Consider the following 17971-nt stretch of genomic DNA (forward strand, 5'->3'; position numbering starts at 1 on the left):
ATACGCCCGACCACGTGGGCCGGTGCCGGCGCTCCGCTGCGCCCCGCCCTCCGGTGGCGGTGAACCATCCCGGCCTGCCGCGCGGCCCCGCCGGGTGCGCCCGCCGTGCGTTCGCCCAGACGGCCCTCAGGCGGAGCGGCTGCGACTGGATGGCCTACCGACCACGCGGGCCAGCGCCGACGCCCCGCCGCGCCCGCTGCCCGGTGGCGGTGAACCGCCCACGCCCGCCGCGCGGCCCCGAGGCGGCCTGACCGGATGGCTTACAGGCCGACCACGTGGGCGAGCGCCGATCGCCTGCCGCGCCCCGCCGCCTGGCACCGGTGAACCGCCCTGGCCCACCGGGCGGCCCCGCCAGGCGGCCTCCAGACGGCCCTGACCGGAGGGCCTACAGCCCGGCCACGCGCGCCAGGGCTGACGCCTGCGTGAGGTCGGCACTCCCGCCCTCGGCGTCGTCGCGGTTGAAACGGTCGAACGCCGACTCCACCGCCCGCGCCGCCGACCACGCGGCCAGCCGCTCGGCGGGCTCGCCCAGAATCTCGGCGCACAGCGCGAAGCGGCGGCGCAGCACCGGCACCGGGTCGGGATACGCCATCGGCGCGTCCACCTGCGTCACCAGCGGCCACACGTCGTAGCCCGGGTCGCCCACCATCGGCTTGGGGTCGATGGCCAGCCACGGCGCGCGCTCGGCCGACAGCACGTTGCCCGGATTGAAGTCGCCGTGCAGCACCACGGTGCGCGTCGCCGAACCCGGCAGCGCCCCCATCAGGTCCACGGCCGCCCGCACCAGCCCGGGATCGGTCCCCGTGCGCAGCCGCGCGTGGCGGTCCGCCGTCAGCTCCGCCCACTCCGCCAGCACGTCGGCCAGCAGTTCCAGCCCCGGCCCGGCCGCCGCACCCCGGCTCCACAGCCCCGCCAGCGTGCGGGCGCCCGCCGCCAGCCGCTCCTCGGCGTCCCCGGGGGCGCGGACCAGGGGCACCCCGGGTCGGCAGCGCTCCAGCAGCAGCGCGAACCCGTCGTCGGAGACGCGCAGCAGCCGCACCGCGCCCGCCCCCGCCCACAGGCGCAGCGCCGCCGCCTCGCCCCGCGCCTCGCGGTGCGGGAAGGACAGCTTGAGCACCGCGCTTTCGCCCCCGGCCGTGCGCACCGGACCCGCCCACGAGCAACTGCCGCCCGTGAAGGGCCGTCCCAGGTCCAGGTCCCACTCCCGGGCCACGGCCCCCAGCCGCTCGGGCAGGTCCGCCAGCCACGCCGGGCCGCCGGGCAGGGCGGCGACGTTCTCGGCCACCTCGCGCGGCAGCGGCGGCGGCCAGGCGCTCCCGCGCCCGCCCGCGTCCCCGCCCTCGCGCCCGCCCGCGGCTCCGCCTGGGCGAGCCCGCGCGGCGTCGGCGCCGCCCCAGCCGGCACCGCCCGTCCCGGGCGCGGGCGCCGCCGTCACCCCTCCGCCAGGAACAGTTCGCGCGCGAGGAAGGCGTGGCGCGAGTGGTCGGTGAAGACGCCGTCGATCCCGGTCGCGAAGAACGCCTCGTACTCGGCGGCGAACCCGCCGAAGCTGCGGGCGCCGTCGCCGCGCAGGTTGGCCGGGAGGAAGTGGTTCTCGCTGCGGAACGTCCAGGGGTGCACCAGCAGCCCCGCCTCGTGGGCGTCGTCCACCAGCGAGGTCGGTTCGGTGATGGCGTCCTCGGCGTCGCGCGGAAAGATCAGGTCCTTGGCCGGGCCGATGGCCTCGGCGAACGTCGCGACCTCGGCCAGCCCTTCGGGGGTGAGGAAGCGCGCCCAGTGCTCCTCGGTGCCCATCAGGAACACGCACGGCACCTGCGCCTCGCGCAGCTTGCGCAGGCTGTCGCTCTCGAAGGACTGGAGGAACACGGGCACCTCCGGCTCGGGGCCGGTCAGCCCGTTGTCCAGCAGCGCGGCCAGCAGCGGCGGTTCGAGGTCCAGTCCGATGGAGGAGTGGTAGGCGGGGTGCTTGGTCTCGGGGTAGACGCCGATGGGCCGCTTCAGCTCGCGGGTGAGGCTCTTGGCCAGGTCGACGATCTCCTGGAACGTGGGGATCGGGTGGACGCCGTCGTGTGCGGCGTTGTCGGGGCGGACCTCGGGGATGCGCTCGACGGCGCGCAGGGTGCGCAACTCGTCCAGCGTGAAGTCCTGGGTGAACCAGCCGGTGTACTCGCGGCCGTCGATGGTGCGGGTGGTGCGCCGGTCGGCGAACTCGGGGTGCTGGGCGACGTCGGTGGTGCCGCCGATCTCGGGTTCGTGGCGGGCCACCAGCACGCCGTCGGCGGTGGCGACCAGGTCCGCCTCGATGAAGTCGCCCCCGAAGCGCGCGCCCAGCTCGTAGGAGGCCAGCGTGTGCTCGGGGCGGTGCCCCGAGGCGCCCCGGTGGGAGATGATCTTGATGGGGGGCTCCTGCTTGTTTCTGCGCACAGCCGCCTTTTCGGGTCGTGGTCGTGGTGATGGGTGATCGTGGAGGTTCGTGGTGGTGGGGTCCGGCCGCGAGTCGCGGGCCTCGGTCCGGTGACGCGGTCTGGTGACGCGGGTCGGGCCGGTGATGGGGCCGCGGGCGCCGTGCGGGACGCCCGCAGCGAGCCGCGGCCTGCCCGGACGGGGTGTCCGGGCAGGCCGAAGGTGATCGCGAAGCGGCTGAGGGGTGCGGCCGTGCCCGCTCGCGGCGGGCGCGGACCGGGTCAGCCGGGCGACAGCCGTAGTGCCAGCCCGGCTTCAGCCCAGCGCAAGCCCGGTCTCAGCCCAGCTTGCCGACGACGAAGTCGATGCACTCGGTGAGCGCGCGGACGTCGTCGGGCTCCACCGCCGGGAACATGCCGATGCGCAACTGGTTGCGCCCCAGCTTGCGGTAGGGCTCGGTGTCGACCACGCCGTTGGCGCGCAGCGCGGCGGCCACGGCGGCGGCGTCCACACCTTCGGCGAAGTCGATGGTGCCCACCACCTGCGAGCGCTTGGCGGGGTCGGCCACGAACGGGGTGGTGTAGTCGGTCTTCTCGGCCCAGGAGTACAGGATCGAGGAGGTCTCGGCGGTGCGGGCCACGGTCCACTCCAGCCCGCCGCGCCCGTTCATCCACTCCACCTGGTCGGCGAGCAGCGCCAGCGTGGCCACCGCCGGGGTGTTGTAGGTCTGGTCCTTGCGGGAGTTGTCGATCGCCGTGGGGAGCGAGAAGAACTCGGGGATGTAGCGGTCGCCCCCCGCGATCTCGGCGGCGCGCTCCAGGGCCTTGGGCGACATGACGGCCACCCACAGGCCGCCGTCGGAGGCGAAGCTCTTCTGCGGGGCGAAGTAGTAGACGTCGGTCTCGGCGATGTCCACGGGCAGGCCACCGGCGCCGCTGGTGGCGTCGACCAGGACCAGCGCGTCGTCGGCGGCGCCGGGGACGCGGCGGATGGGCGCCGCGACACCGGTGGAGGTCTCGTTGTGGGTGAGGGCGTAGGCGTCGACACCGTCCTCGGCGACGGGGTCGCCGTGCGTGCCGGGGTCGGTGCTGATGACGCTGGGGTCGGCCAGCCAGGGGGCGCCCTTGGCCACCTTGGCGAACTTCGAGGAGAACTCGCCGAAGGAGAGGTGCTGGGACTTGCGGCGGATCAGGCCGTGCGCCGCGATGTCCCAGAAGGCGGTGGTGCCGCCGTTGCCGAGGACGACCTCGTAGCCCTCGGGCAGCGAGAAGAGCTGCGACAGACCGGAACGCACCCGCCCCACGAGGGACTTGACCGGCTTCTGCCGGTGCGAGGTCCCCATGTAGCCGGATCCGGACTGCGCGAGGGAGGCCAGTTGCTCGGGTCGGACCTTCGACGGGCCGCAGCCGAAGCGGCCGTCGGCGGGCAGCAGGTTAGCGGGAATCTGAATGTCGGTCACCCGCAGAAGCGTAGTGGCTGAGCCCCCCGCGCCGCAGGAAAGGGGGCCGGTTGTCAGAGGTCCGCCGCCGCCTTCCCGGGGAGCGCGACGCCGCAGGTCGCGGCGGCTGCGCGGGGGGCGCAGGGGGCGGCTGCTGCGGTGGCTGGGGGCGGCGCGGAGCGCCCTGCGGCCGCGGCCGGGGGGCGGGGCGCGCGGGCGGGGTCGGCGGGTCCTCGTGCGGGATCCACTGGTGGTGGGCGGTGCGGACCCAGGCGATGCGGGCGGCCAGGGTGTCGGGGTCGCGCGCCTCGATGAGGTGGGGGAGTTCGGGGAGCATGGCCCACCAGGATCCGGTGTGGTCGCCGCGCCAGACGGTGGCGCCGGGGAAGCGGGCCATGACGCGGCGGGCGTACGCGCGCTCAAGCGGACTCATGCCGGGGCCACCCCCGCTCGGCGGAGGAGGACGAGCAGGAGGCGGCGGCCGAGGCCGTGGAGGCCGTCGAGGGCGGGTCCAGCGGCGGGTCCCAGGGGGTGTAGGCGGAGAGCGCGGCGGCGAAGGCGCCGAGGTCGCTGGCCCGGACGGTGATGCCGCGCGGGCGGTCGGCGGCCAGGTAGGGGAGGTCCGCGCCGGAGAAGCGGCGGATCTCGAGCCACTGGTCGGCGTAGTACTCGGCGACCTCGCAGAAGGCGGCGTGGACCTCGCCGGGAGCCGGGTCGCAGACGTCGGGCGGACGCGGAGGCGGCGGCGCGGGAGGAGGCGCCGTCACGTAGGGACGTACCCGAGGGGCGAGGCGTGGGCGCCCCTCGGGAGCAGGACTGAAGTAAGGCATGACGCCCTCACAGGCGGTCAGGCCGGGGAGCCCCGGCGGTTACCAGCACCCCCATGGTCACGTGCGGTAGCTAAAAATGCAAGACCAACTTTTAAGTAGGTGGAAGAATCTTGTTTGGTAACCCCACTTGTGTTCAGGAGATGCGAAAAATGTCGGGAAACCAGCAGAGCCACCTACGATCGGGACAGCGACGTCGCGATGCGAGGAGCACCGATCCATTGGCCAGTAGCCCAACTCTTCGTCGCCGCCGACTCTCCTGGCGCTTGAGGGAGCTGCGAGAACAAGCGGGTCTGACGGCGGACGAAGTCACCAATCAGGCGCACGAGCGCGGCGCGAGCCGTTGGTCCGCTTCCAAGATCACCCGCATCGAGCGCAACGAGTGGGTGCGCCCGAAGGTCGAAGACGTGGAGCTTCTGCTCGACATCTACCGTGTCGACGACCCGGGCGAGCGGGATGCCATAGTCATCCTTGCCAAGCAGGCGCGTCAGCGAGGCTGGTGGGTCGGCTACGCCGACGTACTTGGTAAGGGAACGCTGACGGGGCTCGAGCCGGAAGCGTCGGTTGTTCGGACCTTCGAGTTGGCCGTGATCCCTGGGCTGCTCCAGACTGAAGGCTACGCGCGTGCCCTCATCGCGAGCAGCGGCATCACCGACGCCGCCGAGATTGACCGCCGCGTAGAAGCTCGGATGATGCGCAAGCAGATACTTGCTCGGTCGGATGCGCCGCGTTACTGGGCGATAATAGATGAGTCAGCGCTACGGAAGATCCCTCGTGAGCTTCGCGAGGAGCAGCTTCGTCATCTAGTGCAGGTCCAGCGCCCTAACCTAAGGGTGCAAGTACTTCCTGACTCCATCGGGCCGCATGCGGGAATGATGGGACAGTTCCTCATCCTGGACTTCCCGGAGGACCCCAGCGTGGTCTACGTCGAGGGCCACACCACTCAACTCTTTCATGAGGAACCTGAAGAAGTAGAGCGCTACAAGCTGCTGTATGACTACGTACAGTCAACGGCGCTCAGTGTGGATGAGTCGCGTGCCCTCCTCGAAAGGATGTTGGAGTCCCGCACGTAAGGAACACCCATGTCGAAGGCGCTCCGCTATAACTTCCGAAAGTCCTCCTACTCAGGTCCGAGGACAGAGAACTGTGTCGAGGTCGCCGACCTCCCCGGTGCCTCGGCGGTCCGGGACTCCCAGCGGCCCGAGGCGGGCCACATCGAGTTCCCGTCGGCGCAGTGGGCGGCGTTCGTCGTGGCCGTGAAGCAGGACGCGTTCTCCGCCTGAGGGCAGCCGCTGTGGCCAGTGGTTCTGTTCTGAAGTTCCGGCAGAGTTGTTTTAGTTGACCGAACTAAAACAACTGTGCAGCAGGTGGCAGACATCCCCCACGTCTCCGCGCTCCGGGACTCCCATCGACCCGATGCGGGCCACATCAAGGCCCCCTCGGCGCAGTGGGCCGCGTTCGTCTGCGCCATCAAGCCAAGCAGGGACGGCTCTAAGATCATCGGGAACCCCTGACGGCAGTGCGCCATCCCACCTTTCATGGTGGGCCTTTTCGGAAACCTGGTCATGGTCGCGGTAACCGCCGCCCTTCCGGCGGCGGTACCGGCCGAAGCACCCGGCGGCGACCGCTCGGTCGTCGCCTTCGACGCCGACATCACCGTGGGCGAGGACGGTGTCGTGTCGGTCCGCGAGGAGATCACCTACGACTTCGGCGACGGAGGCGGCGGCCCCGCGCACCGGTCGCTGCCGCTGTCCGCCCCGATCGACGGTTCGGCCGAGCAGTCCCTCGGCCTCACCGGACTCACCATCGAGGACGACGCCGGGGTCGAGCACAGCGAGGTGCTGCCGGACGGGTCGTCGGTGCGGTTCGGGTCCGAGGGCGGCGACGACCAGTTGACGGGGCGCAAAACGTTCGTCGTCTCCTACGCCTACGAGACCCTGCTCATCGAGTCCGAGGCGGGCGGCGCGCGGCTGTACCTCGACGTCATCGGCTCCGGCTGGGAGGTCCCGGTGGAGTCGGTGACCGCCGAGGTCACCACGCCCGTGGCGGCGCGGGCGGTCGACTGCTACGCGGGCGCGCCCGGATCCCGGGACGAGTGCACGGGCCCGGGGACCACGACGGGCGCCGCGACCGTCACGTTCACCCAGGACCGGGTGGCGCCCGGTGAGGCGTTCAGCGTCGACGTGGTCCTGCCCGCCGACGCGCCGGTCACCGTGAACGAGGCGGAGCCGGTCGGCGGTGGAACCGGCGCCGCCCCCGGCGACAGCGAGCTCTCGCCCTTCTACATCGCGGTCGGGGCCATCGCGGGAGTCATGTTCATGGTCGGTGTGGCGCAGGCCGTCAACCTCGCCGGCAGCGGGGGCTCGGGACGGCGCGGCGGCTACCACGGCGGCGCGGGCGGCGGGATCGGCGGAGGCTTCAGCGGTGGCGGTGGCGGTGGCGGCGGTGGTGGCGGAGGAGGTGGCGGCGGTGCGGGCGGTGGCGGCGGCGGGGGTGGCGGCGGCTGATCCGGCCGGGCGCCTACTCCGCGAGGCCGGCGGCCGCGACGGGACGGCGGGAAATGAGCCGGTCATCCCACAACGAGGAGTTGACGCGGGAATGTCGAAACGCCTGAAAAGGACCAAAGTCCCGATGTACAAAGAAGCATGCGCGCCACAACTCAATCCGCAACCGATGCTTTCCGTACCTCCAGTTACACACGCAGTGAGAACTGCGTAGAGGTGGCCGACGCCCCCGGCGCCTCGGCGGTGCGGGACAGCAAGAACCGCCAGATGGGAGACATTCAGTTCCCCTCGACTGAATGGATCCGCTTCCTCGGCGCGGTCAAGGCCGACCGGACCTGACCTCGTTCGAGGGTTGACCCTGGCCCCGTTCCCGCTCCTCGGCCGGCGTGCGCGCATCACGCAGGCAGAGGAGCGGGAACGGGGTCACCAGCAGGAGCAGGCCCGCCACGGCGACGGCGGTGCGGGTGTCGGTGGCGCTCGCGAGCAGCCCGGCGGCGGCGGTGGCGGCGGCCACGGCGGCCTTCCCCGTGACGGTCCAAGCGGTGAGGATGCGGGCCACGCGGTCGGGCGGGGTCCGGTCGAGGCGGAAGGCCGCCGATACCGGGTTGAACACGCCGATGCTGGTGACCAGCGCCAGTTGCACCGCGATCACCAGCACCAGGCCGGGGGTGCCGGGCCCGACGAAGACGAGGCCCACCGGCCAGCACACGCGCACGATGCCCGAACCCAGGAGGACGGCACGGCGGCCGAAGCGGGCGACGAGCGGCGGGGCGAGGCGGGCGCCGATGAGGCCGCCGACGCAGGGGAGGGCGAAGGCGAGGCCGTACTGCCAGGGCGCGAAACCGAGGTCGGCGAGCATGAGGACGCTCATCAGGGGGGCGGTCGCCATGATGAGGCTGTTGACCGGCACCGTGTTGAGGAACAGGGGGCGCAAGACGGGGTCGGTGAGGATGTACCGCCAGCCGTCGGCGAGGTCGGAGACCCGCATTCGGTGAGCTGCGGGGGTCGGCGCGGGGGCGGACGCCGGGGCCGACGAGCGGGTCGACGCAGGAGCGGAAGCCGGGGCGGACGCAGGCGCCGGGCTCGGCTCGCGGCCGCCGATGGCGCGCAGGCCGAGGGCCGACAGCAGGTAGCTGAAGGCGTCGGCCGCGAGCGTGGCCACCGGGCCGAGTAGCCCGGCGACGGCGCCGCCGAGGGGCGGACCGGCGATGGTCGCGGTCCAGGTGGCGGATTCGAGGCGGGCGTTGGCGGCGACCAGGTCCTCGGGCGGCACGAGGCCCTTCAGGAAGGCGCCGTGGGCGGCCCGGAAGGCGATGTCGGCGGTGGCGGCGACCACGGCCACGACCAGGAGTTGGGCGAACGACAGGACGCCGAGCACGTAGGCGGCGGGAACGCTGAGCAGGGCGGCGAAGCGGACGAGGTCCATCGCGATCATGACGGGGCGCTTGCGGCGGAACTCCACCCACGGCGCGAGCGGCACCGCCACGGCCGCGCCGACGGCCAGGGCCGCCGCCGAGAGCATCGAGACCTCGGCCGGTCCGGCGTGCAGCACGGTGATGGCTACCAGCGGAAACGCGCCGAAGGCGAACTGAGTCCCGAACGAACTGACGGCGAAGGACCCCCACAGCCACCCGAACCCCGGCCCCAGCCCCCGCCGCGCCCGCCTGCCCGTCCGCATGGTCGCCCCCGCCCTCGCCTCGCCCCTACGCCGCAGGCAAGCCAAGCGGATGCCACGGATGGGAGCAATCGGGGACCCCGGATTGCGGCGCCTGGTCCAGGGGTCGACAAGGGTCTACAGGGGCCGGTGGGCTGGGACTGGGAGCGCCGGTGACTCGGCACACCGGGTGGTGCGCCGATCGGCTGTATTAGGAGAAGCGAAGGGGGCGCGGCGGGGCGAAGAGCCTCCTCACATCTCACATACTTCTGCATTCCCGATTTCGATAATCCATGAATCGTCCGGCAGATGCCGCCCCGCGCAGGCGAGAGCGCACGGCTGCCCCAGTAGCGCGGGACCCATGGGAATGTGCCACCGCGTCGTTCCGGACAGCGGCAATCGGCCTCCGGTGTCCGTATGCGGCCGCACGCGGTACGCGGCGTATGGCACGTGGCCGGATGTGGCCGCGCGGGTGTGACGGCGGGGGTGGGGAGCGGCAGAATCGCGGTGTCTGTCCGCTCCGTGAGGGCTCGCCAACCGTTCGTGAGCGCTCGGCCGTACCCATGCCCGGGCTTCCGGGTTGCCCGCTGGTCGATCGAGAGTAGGGACGAAGACACCATGAACACCGTGATGACCCCGTTCGGGGGCGTCCCCCCGCGCCTCGCGTTCGCCGCCGCAGCGGTGGCGGCCGGGGCGCTGCTGCTCACCGGCTGCGGGGGCGGCGCCGACGCCGGTTCAGGGGCCGGGAGTGAGGCCAGCCCGACGCCGAGCCCCGCCCCCTCGCCGTCGCCGTCGCCGACTGAGGAGGAGATCCCCGAGCCGGCGAACGGCACCGACCTCGCCAGTTGCTCCGACGCCGAGTGCGAGGTCCGCGTCAGCCAGGGCGACGAGATCGACCTCGGCGGGTACACCGGCATCGAGGAACTGGTCGTGGACACCGTCGAGCCGCGGAAGGTCACATTCTCCCTGTACGGGCCCGGCATCCAGTTCGGCGGCTCCCAGGAGGCGCCGTTCACGGAGATGTCGGCGAACCGCTTCAACGGCGTGACGGTCCGCGTCCTGGGCGCCGACGACGAGGGCGCGGTGCTCCACATCTCCAAGTCTTCTTAAGGCAGGCGGCGCGGCTGCCGCGCCCGGAGCGGGGAGCGGCAGGATCGGCGGTCGTCGACGCTCACTCCGCCCAGGGCAGCGGCCGTGCCTCCGAACTCCCCGGGACGAAGGCGCGGCCGCCGACCGGCATCGCGACCAGGGCCTCCACCGGCTCGGCGCCGGCGCGCACGCGGCGCACCGTGTCGGCGGGCAGGACGACGGCCTGACCCGCGGCGACGGTCTCGGTGCGGCCGGCGGAGGTGACCTCCATCGAGCCGCTGGTGACCGTCCAGACCTGCTCGCGGTCGATCGAGTGCTCCGGTCCGGCGGAACCGGCCTCCATCCGGACCCGCCAGGTGCTGAGTTCGGCGCTGCCCCGGCTGGGCGCGGCGAGGCCGGTCATGACGGCGTTGGGCGTGGTGACGGCGGGCGCGGGGGTGAGGACGTGCATGGGGACTCCCAGTGAGTAAACGAGCTTTACTCATGTGAGTAAAGCAGGTTTACCCCCGTGTGTCACCATGGTTGGCCATGGACCCCGCGCACAGTGACGACCCCCTTGCCCGCGCCGAGTTGACCTTCCTGCTGGGCATGGGCTTCCAGCTCCTGCTCACCGAGTTCAACGACCGCCTCGCGACCGCCGGGTACGCCGACCTGCGGCCGATCCACGGCATGACGTTCCAGGCCCTGCGGGAGCGCGGGGCGACCAGCAGCGAGCTGGCCGAGCGGCTGGGGGTGACGAAGCAGGCGGCCGGGCAGATCGTGGACGACCTCGAAAAGCGGGGCTACGTGCGCCGCGAGCCCCACCCGGCGGGCGGGCGGCGCCGCCTGGTGGTCCTCACCGACGCGGCCCGGGAGCACCTGGCGGTGGCGGGCCGCATCCTGCACCGGTTGGAGGCGGAGGTCGCCGAGCAGGGCGCGGGGGCCGACACCGGAGTCCTGCGGAGCGAACTCGCCCGCCTCATCCGCGCGCTGAGCGGCGACCAGGTGCCGCCGCTGCGCCCGGTGTGGTGAGTGACGCCCGGCCCGAGGGAGGGGGCGGTGACGGTAGCGGGCAAGACGTCAACACCGCGCTTCCGGCCTGGTCGGGAGCCGGATGACCAGAGAGCCACAAGGACCGCAGAGGTCCCAGAGGCCACACGGCCAGATGGCCGCATGCGGCCGGGAGCGGCGCGGTGCGGAACATCCCCGGGCCAGGGGGCGTCGGACCGCACTGACCGCAACCGGCGCGACCGACCACCAAGGACTGACCCGCATGCCTGACCGCCGCTGGCTCAACCCTGTCGAGCAGCACCACATCCTCAGCGAGATCACCCTGCACCTGCTGCCCGTCCTGCCCACGGGATGGCGGCAGGTGCTCATCGACTACGCCGCGCTCGGCACCAGGGTGCGGGCGCGCTCGGGAGTGCGGATGGGCGGCGGCCGGATGGAGCGCCTGGCGGTACCGTCCGAAATCCGGCCCTTGTTCCTGCGGCTGCGCGAGGGGATGTACCGCGAGGGAACGGGCACGTGGTTCGCCATGCGCTACGCGATCAACCCGCCCGACGTGTTCTCGGCAGAGTACGACTACACCGCCCTGCCCGACCTCCTGACCCCGGTCCCCACGGAGGCGCTCACCGAGGAACAGCGCCGCCTCCCGCGCACCCCCAAGCACATGCCGGACTGGTTCCAGGCGGGTTTGGGTGCGCCGCCGGAGCAGGCGCGGCAGGACTGAGCAGGCCCCGCACCCCGGCCTCGACACGCACGACATACCGTATCCAACCGCCCACGAGGGGTGGCCGCTTCCGGCCATCCGCCAGGCGGGGTGCCGTCACCGGCGTCCGTATTCGCAGGCCGTGTCCCGGAAAGGAGGCAGTGCTCCGTTCCGCGCCTCGGGAGAGGCGAAAAATCACCTCATTGCGTCACATTGGCGCCTTAGGGTGTTGCGCGGCTGGCGGACAGTAGCGCGTGGCGGAGGCGGAGCGGATGACAGCGGAGATCCCCGAGGGCCTTGCGGACGGAATCGCACCCGGGGCCATCGAGATCCCGCCGGTCGACCTGGAGAAACTGGAGACGGCGGCCGAGGCCATCAAGAACGACGGCCAGGACATCTTCGACATCGGGCAGGACATCAAGTCCGACTGGGCCGGGCTGGCCGCCGTCTACAGCGCGCCGGAGGAGGACATCCTTTTCGAGGCCGTCGACCCGGTGGCGACCAAGGGCACACAGGTACAGAGCGCGTCAGCGGTCGCCGGCGACGCGCTGCTCACCTTCGCCGAAGAGGTGCGGCCGATCCTTGAGCGCTGGAAAAGCCTCAAGGCCGACGCGGCGGCGATGCAGCGGCACATCGCCGACAACGCCGAATGGGACAAGGACGAAGCCAAGGTCGAGGAGTTCAACACCCTCAACAACGACCTGATCAAGGTCCAGAACGACTTCATGGCCGCCGAGCGCGACTGCGCCAACAAGATCACCGCGCTTTTCGGCGGCACCACGTTCGTCGCGGTGGAGCCCGGCACCGACCCCGACCTCGGGCCGAACACGCAGGCGTACGGCTACACCGAGGCTCCGCGCGACGTTGCCACCCCGTGGGCCATCCCGCAGCAGCACGACGCCGCATGGTACGTCGACGTCGGAGCGGCGGTCGGTGACTTCGCCTGGGCGTTCGTCACCGACCCGGCCAGCTCCATCGGCGCCTACAACCCCGCCACGGAGACGTGGACGGCCGACGCCGACCAGATGATGGCCAACGCGGCGGAGTTCTGGCACGGGACGGCCGTGGGCGCGATGTCGCTGATGGGTGTCTCGGTGGAGAACGGCCTCAGCTTCCAGAGCCTGGAGGCGACGGGGGCGGCGTGGGCCGACATGGCCCACGCCTTCTTCCCGTGGACGGAACTGGAGGACCGCCCGGGGTACGCGGGCACGACCGCGGGCCTCAACATCACCGCCGATGTCATCGCCGTGGCCTCAATCGCCAGCGGGGTGGGCGCCCCGGTGGGTATGGCCCTCCTCGCCCGCAAGGGGTTCGGCGCGCTGCGCAACCTCAACTCCGTGGGCGACGGCCCCCGCGCGGGCGGCCCGGACATCGGGGGGCGGTGGCCCGATCTCGACTTCGAAGCGCCGGGACCGCGCACCGGTGCCGGCTCCGGGGCCGGGATGGACAGCACACCGGAGTTGGAGATGCCGACGTCGGGCAACGGACTGCCCACGGCCCGGGAGTTGCAGCGGTTCCTCGACACCACCGAGCTGTACGCGAACAACGAGCAGCATCCCGACATCCCCCAGAACACCCCGGAGGCCGCCCGCCCCGCTACAAGAGAGCCCGCCCTGGTCGGCGCCCCCGAATACGACATCCAGGCCAACGCCGACGACCCCGACACCACCCACCGCGCGCGCAACGACATCGAGGACACGCCGAACCAGACCGAGCCGCCGAGGCAGGACCCCGCATCGCGCCCCACGAACGCGAGCGGCGGTATCACAACAGGTTCGGGGGGTGGTCCGCCATCGCCAACAGTCAGCGGCCTACCTGACGTGTCCTCCGATGAGAACGGTGAAGACGGGGAGGCGCCGGATCCGGAGCAGCGATCCCAGGACGGGTTCCGTGTGGAGGGCACGGCAGACGGAGATGATGATCCCGAGAACGCGCCTGAGGAGACGCCGGTGGAGTCATCAGGGCCGCCGGTTGCCGAACAGGTTGCGAATCCTGCGGTGGTTCCCGACGCGCAACGGGTCTATTTCGACTGGGATTCCGCTGAAAAGGGTTACGAGCCTGGCTTGGGTCCGCGGATCCGTGACGGCTATACCGACGGGGCAGGGCGATATCGAGACCAGCATGGAAACGTCTTCCTTGACGGTCCAGATACTTTGGGGGCTCTCCGGGATTATGAGAACATCCGGGGGATGGCAAACGATGTCAACATCCTCTCAGAAAGATCCGGTATCAGTTTCGATATGATAGACCGAGTGAAAAAACACCTGTTCTACAAGGTTCATGTAGTGGAAACCGGAGTAGGGGAGGTTCGAGAGGGCCTCTTCAGCCCCAATGGTGACGTGAGTGCCGTATGGATGCGGATGCTGGACGGCGACAAGTATAGAGACAAAGACGTTTACAATTTTCGCAGGATGGTAATGCACGAATGGGTAGAAGCTTTCCTTATGGAAAATGGGCTTCCCTACAGGTCGAGTCATCCCGAGTACTTCTCGACGGGATCGGGGGTCCCTACACCCGAGCACTACGGGGCTCACGACCTTGCTCCGAATCAAATACCTTCCTTGCGACCGTTCGGTCACTACTACAGAATGGGGCGGAGTGAGCCGGACTTTGACGTCCACGATGATCTGAGGGGACTTCCCGAGTTCGCCCAAAACCTTCTGGATGAGTGGAATGACAGGTAGCCGAGTTTCTATTCTGGCTCAGCGGATATCCAAATTTGAACCCTTGGAATCACCGCCGTATCGTCCCTCGCAAGCCCTGCTTGTGCGGGAGTTCATGAGGCGGGCTGCGTGGTGGGCGGATCGTTTTCCCGACGCGGGATGGCCGTTCTATGATTACGCAGGAGAAGTGGCTCCGGAGGTGAGGGCCGACCCGGCGGTGATTCAGCAGGCGACTGCCCGTCTGCCGGAAGTGCCCCAGGTCCTGCGTCTGTCATGTGAGTTTGCGCTCCACTTCGCCGCCCTGTGGGATTCCGGGGTTGAGGTTCCCGAACTTTCAGGCCCGTTCGAGCCGTTGATGCTCGTCTTTGAGCGGGGAAGCCTCGTTTCCTTTGACTCCTCCGGAATGATCCAGGTGGATGTCATGGCCATCAAAAGAGGGCGCTCCAGGGACTGGCTGATTGAGGAACCGTACGTCACTTTGGACATTTCTGTCCTGGATGAGATCGACGCCTCTGCCAAGTGAGAACGCGAACATTCTTCAGGGGCGGATTTGCTGGGAAAGGCGGAAGGCCCCGCGATCCCTTTTCGGATCGCGGGGCCTTCCGCGTGCGGGCTGAACTCGTCCGGCCGGACTCTCCCGGCCGGTCTCCCCGGGCTGGGCTTTCTGAGCCGGGCTCGGCTTTCAGGCGGGGGGTGGACGCCTTGGAGGCGTTTACGCGCCCTTACACGCCCTGGGCCAGTGCCTCTGCGGCTCCCGACACCTGGTTGATGTCGCGGGCCGCGGGGCCGACGTACTTGGCGCTGGGGCGGACCAGGCGGCCGGTGCGCTTCTGCTCCAGGATGTGGGCCGACCAGCCGGCGGTCCGGGCGCAGGTGAACATGGACGTGAACAGGTCCGACGGTATCTCCGCGAAGTCCAGGACCACCGCGGCCCAGTACTCCACGTTCGTGGCGAGCACGCGGTCGGGCTTGCGGGCGTGCAGCTCCTCCAGCGCGGCCGTCTCCAGGGCCTGGGCGACCTCGAAGCGCGGGGCGTTCAGCTCCTTGGCCGTGCGGCGCAGCACCCGGGCGCGCGGGTCCTCCGCCCGGTAGACGCGGTGGCCGAAGCCCATCAGGCGCTCGCCCTGGTCCAGGGCGCGCTGGACGTAGGTGCGGGCGTCGCCGATCCGCTCGGTCTCGTCCAGCATGTGCAGCACGCGCGCCGGGGCGCCGCCGTGCAGGGGGCCCGACATCGCGCCGACCGCGCCCGACAGGGCGGCGGCGACGTCGGCGCCCGTGGACGCGATCACGCGGGCGGTGAAGGTGGACGCGTTCATGCCGTGCTCGGCGGCCGAGGTCCAGTAGGCGTCGACGGCCTTGATGTGCCGGGGGTCCGGCTCGCCGCGCAACTGGATCATGAAGCGCTCCACGATCGAGGTGCCCTCCTCGATGCGGGCGCGCGGCACCTCCGGCAGGTCGCCGCGGGCCGACTGGGCGATGATCGACAGGGCCGCCGACGCGGCGCGCGCCACGTTGTCGCGGGCCTCGGCGTCGTCGATGTCCAGCAGCGGCTTGAAGCCCCACAGCGGCGCCAGGGCGGCCAGCGCGCTCTGCACGTCGACGCGGACGTCACCGGTCCGCACCGCCTGGTACACCGGCTCCGCGAAGGGCAGCCCGGGCTCGAAGCTGTTGTCGACCAGCAGCCCCCACACGCGCCCGAAGGTGGCGTGGCCGACAAGGTTCTCGATGTCGACGCCGCGGTAGCGGAGGGCGCCGCCCTCCTTGTCCGGCTCGGCGATCTCCGTCTCGAACGCCACGACTCCTTCGAGCCCCGGTTTGAAGTCCGACATACCGGCTTCCTCCGTGTTTCTCGGTCCATGTGCAAGGGTGCGCCCATTGAACCGTTCGGTCATGTTTCGGTGGCACGTGAGGTGTCACTAGTGGTGATGGTGTGCAGGTGGCGGCTACCCCACAGGTCGTGTGAGGATGCTCCACTGTGAGCCAGTGCGACCCGGCGGAACTGCGCCAGCCCTACCTCGGCCCGCCGTTGCGGCGGGGCGACATGGCCGCCCATCCCATGCAGCAGTTTCACACGTGGTTCACACAGGCACACACGGCGGGGCTGGCCGAACCCAACGCCATGGTCCTGGCCACGGTCGAGCCCAGCGGAGCGCCCCGCGCCCGGACCGTCCTCCTCAAAGGGTACGACCGCTCCGGCCTGCGGTTTTTCACCAACTACGGCTCCCGCAAGGGCCGCGCGCTGGAGGCCGAGCCGCGCGCCTCGGCGGTGTTCCCCTGGCACGCGATCCGCCGCCAGGTGCTCGTCTCAGGCCGTGTCGAACGTCTCAGCGACGCCGAGAACGACGCCTACTTCCGCACCCGTCCCAGGGGTTCACAGATCGGTGCCTGGGCGAGCGAGCGGCAGTCCAGCCCCGTGGCCGACCGCGCCGCGCTCGACCGCCTGTACGCCGGCTTCGCCGCCGCCTGGCCCGAGGACGCAGAGGTTCCGCGCCCCTCCTACTGGGGCGGCTACCGCATCGTCCCCGAGGAGGTGGAGTTCTGGCAGGGCGGAGTCGACCGCATGCACGACCGATTCCGTTACCTGCGGGGCGCGGGGGCCGACCCCCACGACGAGGCGGTCTGGCTCCTGGAGCGCCTCGCCCCCTGACCGCGCCGCCGCCCCCACCTGCCCCGACCTCCCGCCCCGGCGCCCCCGGCACGCCCGCACCGGAGGTCCCGCGCGCCTCCGCCCGCGTTGTGGCACACCCCACATTGCGGCGAAGAGGGTTGTCCGTTGCCGAGGTATGATGAAGCGAGATCGGTGGCCGCTCCCGCGGCCAGGGCGCAGCGGCCCGACCGAGTGTCCGCGCCACGAGCACCGCTCAGCGACCCACGGCCGGAATCCCCTGCGACCGGCCTGTGTTGAGAGTCTGCCGTCGTCGACTCTCGACGGCCCACGAGGGGAGGGGGAGCCTTGACCGCACACGGGCTTATCGACACCACGGAGATGTACCTCCGCACCATCTTCGAGCTGGAGGAAGAGGGCATCGTCCCGCTGCGCGCCCGCATCGCCGAGCGCTTGCAGCAGAGCGGCCCCACCGTCAGCCAGACCGTGGCGCGCATGGAGCGCGACGGCCTGCTCCGGGTCGAGAACGACCGCCACCTCGTCATGACCGAGGAGGGCCGCCGGCTGGCCACCCACGTCATGCGCAAGCACCGCCTCGCCGAACGCCTCCTGGTCGACGTCATCGGCCTGCCCTGGGAGGACGTCCACGTCGAGGCCTGCCGGTGGGAGCACGTCATCTCCGAGGCCGTCGAGGAGCGCCTGGTCCGCCTGCTGAACGCCCCCTCGGTGTGCCCGCACGGCAACCCCATCCCCGGCCTCGAGGAACTCGGCCTGGACGACTACTCCCCCGAGCCCTTCTCCGGCGACTCCATCGTGCCGATGCTGGAGGTCGCCAACGGCACCGAGGTCACGGTCACCGTCCGGCGCATCAGCGAGCAGTTGCAAAGCGACCCCGAAGTCATGCTCGATCTCAAGCGCTCCGGGGTACAACCCGAGCAGGAAGTCCGGCTCGTGGCGAGCGACAGCGGCGTACAGGTGATTGGTGGTAGCGGCGAGGATGGCGAGGCCAGCGAACTGTCCCGGCAGGTCGCGAGCCACATTTTCGTCACCAAGCCCTGACCCCTCCGCGCGGTCGGCGCACCCCCCGTTCCCCGTTCC

19 protein-coding genes are annotated in these 17971 nt (G+C 70.9%); 12 read left to right on the forward strand and 7 right to left on the reverse strand.

Translation table 11 applies throughout. The features are described from left to right. Positions 1-385: 385 nt before the first annotated feature. The 4 genes from LG943_RS20245 to LG943_RS20260 form a co-directional block, all read right to left on the reverse strand. Positions 386-1285 (reverse strand): aminoglycoside phosphotransferase family protein, encoded by a 900-nt coding sequence (locus LG943_RS20245; RefSeq protein WP_270073899.1) that lies wholly within the window; start codon positions 1283-1285, stop codon positions 386-388. A 146-nt stretch (positions 1286-1431) separates the two neighbouring features. Beyond that, on the reverse strand, positions 1432-2424 hold the full coding sequence (locus tag LG943_RS20250; RefSeq protein WP_270073900.1) for a glycerophosphodiester phosphodiesterase family protein: 993 nt from the start codon (positions 2422-2424) through the stop codon (positions 1432-1434). A 316-nt stretch (positions 2425-2740) separates the two neighbouring features. Continuing rightward, the gene (gene serC / locus LG943_RS20255; RefSeq protein WP_270073932.1) at positions 2741-3868 is read right to left on the reverse strand and encodes a phosphoserine transaminase; all 1128 of its coding nucleotides are present in this window, start codon (positions 3866-3868) and stop codon (positions 2741-2743) included. Between the two features lie 392 nt (positions 3869-4260). After that, positions 4261-4608: a hypothetical protein gene (locus LG943_RS20260; protein WP_270073901.1), complete on the reverse strand. Its 348-nt coding sequence runs from the start codon at positions 4606-4608 to the stop codon at positions 4261-4263. A 281-nt stretch (positions 4609-4889) separates the two neighbouring features. On the opposite strand from LG943_RS20260, the gene LG943_RS20265 reads away from it, so the two are divergent. The 5 genes from LG943_RS20265 to LG943_RS20285 all read left to right on the forward strand — a co-directional run bounded on the left by LG943_RS20265 (position 4890) and on the right by LG943_RS20285 (position 7511). Next, complete coding sequence (locus LG943_RS20265) at positions 4890-5741, forward strand: helix-turn-helix domain-containing protein (protein WP_270073902.1); 852 nt, start codon at positions 4890-4892, stop codon at positions 5739-5741. 9 nt (positions 5742-5750) lie between these two features. Beyond that, positions 5751-5951, forward strand: a complete 201-nt coding sequence (locus tag LG943_RS20270; RefSeq protein WP_270073903.1) for a DUF397 domain-containing protein — start codon at positions 5751-5753, stop codon at positions 5949-5951. A gap of 84 nt (positions 5952-6035) precedes the next feature. Then, complete coding sequence (locus LG943_RS20275; RefSeq protein WP_270073904.1) at positions 6036-6182, forward strand: DUF397 domain-containing protein; 147 nt, start codon at positions 6036-6038, stop codon at positions 6180-6182. A gap of 51 nt (positions 6183-6233) precedes the next feature. After that, entirely contained in the window at positions 6234-7175 is a 942-nt protein-coding gene (locus LG943_RS20280; RefSeq protein WP_270073905.1) for a DUF2207 domain-containing protein, read from the forward strand. Positions 7176-7313: 138 nt separating this feature from the next. Next, positions 7314-7511: a DUF397 domain-containing protein gene (locus tag LG943_RS20285; protein ID WP_270073906.1), complete on the forward strand. Its 198-nt coding sequence runs from the start codon at positions 7314-7316 to the stop codon at positions 7509-7511. On the opposite strand, the gene LG943_RS20290 is transcribed toward LG943_RS20285, so the two are convergent. Beyond that, positions 7492-8850: an MFS transporter gene (locus LG943_RS20290; protein ID WP_270073907.1), complete on the reverse strand. Its 1359-nt coding sequence runs from the start codon at positions 8848-8850 to the stop codon at positions 7492-7494. The genes LG943_RS20285 and LG943_RS20290 overlap by 20 nt on opposite strands. 594 nt (positions 8851-9444) lie before the next feature. On the opposite strand from LG943_RS20290, the gene LG943_RS20295 reads away from it, so the two are divergent. Further along, positions 9445-9936, forward strand: a complete 492-nt coding sequence (locus LG943_RS20295; protein ID WP_270073908.1) for a hypothetical protein — start codon at positions 9445-9447, stop codon at positions 9934-9936. A gap of 61 nt (positions 9937-9997) precedes the next feature. Here LG943_RS20295 and LG943_RS20300 read toward each other — a convergent pair whose 3' ends face one another. Further along, positions 9998-10366: a cupin domain-containing protein gene (locus tag LG943_RS20300; protein ID WP_270073909.1), complete on the reverse strand. Its 369-nt coding sequence runs from the start codon at positions 10364-10366 to the stop codon at positions 9998-10000. A 77-nt stretch (positions 10367-10443) separates the two neighbouring features. Between LG943_RS20300 and LG943_RS20305 the strand changes: the two genes are divergently transcribed. From LG943_RS20305 to LG943_RS20320, 4 genes are all read left to right on the forward strand, one after another. Next, complete coding sequence (locus LG943_RS20305; RefSeq protein ID WP_270073910.1) at positions 10444-10926, forward strand: MarR family winged helix-turn-helix transcriptional regulator; 483 nt, start codon at positions 10444-10446, stop codon at positions 10924-10926. 241 nt (positions 10927-11167) lie between these two features. After that, complete coding sequence (locus LG943_RS20310; RefSeq protein WP_270073911.1) at positions 11168-11626, forward strand: hypothetical protein; 459 nt, start codon at positions 11168-11170, stop codon at positions 11624-11626. A 251-nt stretch (positions 11627-11877) separates the two neighbouring features. Next, entirely contained in the window at positions 11878-14289 is a 2412-nt protein-coding gene (locus LG943_RS20315; RefSeq protein WP_270073912.1) for a hypothetical protein, read from the forward strand. Next, entirely contained in the window at positions 14270-14791 is a 522-nt protein-coding gene (locus tag LG943_RS20320) for a hypothetical protein (RefSeq protein ID WP_270073913.1), read from the forward strand. Before LG943_RS20315 ends, LG943_RS20320 begins: the two co-directional genes overlap by 20 nt. 199 nt (positions 14792-14990) lie before the next feature. Here LG943_RS20320 and LG943_RS20325 read toward each other — a convergent pair whose 3' ends face one another. Beyond that, positions 14991-16097 carry a citrate synthase 2 gene (locus LG943_RS20325; protein ID WP_270073914.1) on the reverse strand — a complete coding sequence of 369 codons (1107 nt, stop codon included), beginning with the start codon at positions 16095-16097 and terminating at the stop codon, positions 14991-14993. Between the two features lie 146 nt (positions 16098-16243). On the opposite strand from LG943_RS20325, the gene pdxH reads away from it, so the two are divergent. Next, complete coding sequence (gene pdxH / locus LG943_RS20330) at positions 16244-16915, forward strand: pyridoxamine 5'-phosphate oxidase (RefSeq protein WP_270073915.1); 672 nt, start codon at positions 16244-16246, stop codon at positions 16913-16915. Positions 16916-17221: 306 nt separating this feature from the next. Then, positions 17222-17932 (forward strand): metal-dependent transcriptional regulator, encoded by a 711-nt coding sequence (locus LG943_RS20335; RefSeq protein ID WP_270073916.1) that lies wholly within the window; start codon positions 17222-17224, stop codon positions 17930-17932. Positions 17933-17971: the final 39 nt, after the last annotated feature.

This window comes from Streptomonospora mangrovi (assembly GCF_027604915.1).
Taxonomy (GTDB): domain Bacteria; phylum Actinomycetota; class Actinomycetes; order Streptosporangiales; family Streptosporangiaceae; genus Streptomonospora; species Streptomonospora mangrovi.